Source organism: Streptococcus sp. SR4 (assembly GCF_000517725.1).
GTDB classification, from domain to species: Bacteria; Bacillota; Bacilli; order Lactobacillales; family Streptococcaceae; genus Streptococcus; species Streptococcus salivarius_F.
Genome location: NZ_AZYW01000077.1, coordinates 1 through 2,532 on the forward strand (window position 1 = coordinate 1; position 2,532 = coordinate 2,532).

A 2,532-nucleotide genomic window follows, 5' to 3' on the forward strand; every position below is an offset into this window, starting at 1 on the left:
CTTTATGAAAAATATATTGATATTCTACCAGAGGACGAACTTCTAACCATTGATATCATTGAAAGAACCCTGAATTTTATGATTAGTGAGGAAGAAAGTCTTATTGAGTCTGTATTTGAAGACTATTTGATTCAAGCTTTGAAGAAAGAATCCTATTCCTTAAATGACCTTCTATTGATTTCATACTATGCATTTCGATGTCAGGATTATGACTATGATAAAGAGAAAATTGAAAAATTTAGACATAAATTGATTAAGCAAGAATTACAAGGTGATGAGCTGTTTAACGTTGAACTGATAGGTGCTTTATCAGCTATCGCTGGGATATATGTGATGCATCATGACTATAAAGAAATGAAGTCTGTTGTTGATAAAATGTATGTTCTTATTGATAAGACACTTCAACAAGCTTATAAACCCGCAGTACTTGTTTTTGAAGCAAAATATTATCTGTTCTATGAGAACAATAGAGATAAAGCGACTGAGCTCTATAATACAGCTACCGTACTAGCCGAAGCTTTTGGTGACCAAGTCTTCATCAAAAATCTTAAAATGGAAATGGAAAATGATTTAGATACAAGTAACGAGTCAAAGTGACATAGATGTCCTTTTGATTCGTTATTTTTTTGTTTATACTCGTTCATATAATCAAATAGGAGAAATCAAGATATGACAAACCTTATCATAGCAAAACAGTTAACCAAAGAATTTCAAAAATATAAAGCAATAGAAAATCTAAACTTCACAGTTGAAAAAGGTGAAATTCTAGGTTTCCTTGGGCCATCAGGATCTGGTAAAACGACAACAATCAATATCTTAACAGGTCAACTCACTCCTAGTCAGGGAGAAACTTATATTTTGGGCAAATCATCCCTTCAGTTAAAAGAAGATGATTTGTCAAAGATTGGTTTAATCACTGAAAATAGTGGTTTTTATGAAAAATTGACACTTTATGACAATCTTCTATTCTTCTCAAAACTCTATAATGTTTCGACAGAGTATGTTGATGATTTGATAAAACGTGTAGGTCTTTATGACCATCGTAAAACCTTGGCAGAAAAGCTCTCCACAGGGATGAAACAACGAATGCTTTTAGTGAGAGCTATCATAAACAAGCCAAAAGTTCTCTTTCTTGATGAACCTACTTCTGGACTAGATCCATCAACGTCTCAAACCATTCATGCTCTTATTGAAGAACTAAAACAACAAGGAACAACCTTTTTTCTGACGACACATGATATGCACGAGGCTACCATTTTATGCGATAAGATTGTACTTTTAAATAAAGGGAAGATTGTTGAAGAAGGAAAACCTGCTGAACTTATTCAGAAATATAATACAAATAAAATGGTAAAAGTGACCTACTGTTCAGGTCAAGAGAAAGTGATTCCCTTCTCTGAATTGAATCATATTACTGCTACTCAAGATATTCAAACCATCCATTCATGTGAACCAACTTTAGAAGACATCTTCATTCAACTTACAGGAGGAAAACTTAATGTTTAACCAATTCAAATCTTTACTATGGCTTAGAAAACGAGTAATCAAATCTAACAAAACCATTATCCTACAAATCCTCCTTCCTTTAGGATTTGCCTTTCTCTACAAACATATCTATGAGATTCAAGGTAGCCTAAACAACTCAATGAAAGTCAATCTATTAGTACAATGTTTAGCCTTGTCTTTGAGTTTATCAGTTGGAAATCCAATCAGTACTATTGTTTCCGAAGAAAAAGAAAAAAATATTTTAAGAACTTTGTTTTTAAGTGGCGTTAACAGTAGGAACTATATTCTTTCAGTTTTGTTTTATCCAGTGCTTATTAGCTTAGTGATGACAACTGCTATTCCGAAAATACTGGAACTTAATATTGAAACGAATTATGGTCCTTATCTTATCATCTCACTTGGTACGGCTTTAGTAATCATGCTTATCAATCTTTTCATCGGATTAATCAGTAAAACGCAAGTATCTGCCCAAGTAATTAGCCTTCCAGTATCAATGATTAGTATGTTTATTCCAATGCTTTCAGGGATTAGTAAAGATTTCGATAATGTCACGAAGTACAGTTATATGGGATTGTTCACAAAATCTATAAGCCAGCTTGAAAGCTTTAAGTGGCAAGACCAAATAGCAAGCTCACTTTCTCTACTAGCCTGGTTGCTCCTCTTTGCTACACTGACCATTCTACAATCTAAGAGATTACGAAAAATATCCTAATTCCAAACCACAACCATCTAAACTGAGTGTTAAATGGTTATTTTGTTTATTCCTCATCTTTTTCTCTAACCATAAAAAGACAAATCCCTGGAGTCTTTTCATTCACATGATTTTAAGGTATATTATTATATAATTAAAACTCAAAGGAAATACAGATGTCTGAAGAGATTAAAATCGAGATTGGAAAAAGAATTCGTGAAGAACGTGAGCGACTTGGTTTAACACGTGAGCAAGTTTGTGATACCGAAGAAGAATTAACAGTCAAACAGTTGATGAGAATCGAGCTTGGACGTTCTTTACCAACCATTGTAAAA

The 2,532-nt window shown here is 33.1% G+C and carries 2 protein-coding genes and 2 pseudogenes; all 4 read left to right on the forward strand.

Features of this window, described 5'->3' with window-relative positions; genetic code table 11:
* Positions 1–597, forward strand: a pseudogene (locus tag HMPREF1519_RS10615) (helix-turn-helix domain-containing protein); the annotation flags it as partial.
* A 72-nt stretch (positions 598–669) separates the two neighbouring features.
* A complete protein-coding gene (locus HMPREF1519_RS10090; protein ID WP_037612166.1) occupies positions 670–1,506 on the forward strand; it encodes an ABC transporter ATP-binding protein in 837 nt (278 codons plus the stop codon).
* Positions 1,499–2,218 carry an ABC transporter permease gene (locus HMPREF1519_RS10095; RefSeq protein ID WP_037612188.1) on the forward strand — a complete coding sequence of 240 codons (720 nt, stop codon included), beginning with the start codon at positions 1,499–1,501 and terminating at the stop codon, positions 2,216–2,218. The genes HMPREF1519_RS10090 and HMPREF1519_RS10095 overlap by 8 nt, the downstream gene beginning before the upstream one ends.
* Positions 2,219–2,373: 155 nt before the next feature.
* Positions 2,374–2,532, forward strand: a pseudogene (locus HMPREF1519_RS10540) (helix-turn-helix domain-containing protein); the annotation flags it as partial.

Excerpts from the sequence above, each read along its gene's own strand:
- HMPREF1519_RS10090 (WP_037612166.1), top strand. The coding sequence starts at position 670 with ATGACAAACCTTATCATAGCAAAACAGTTAACCAAAGAATTTCAAAAA.
- HMPREF1519_RS10095 (WP_037612188.1), top strand. The coding sequence starts at position 1,499 with ATGTTTAACCAATTCAAATCTTTACTATGGCTTAGAAAACGAGTAATC.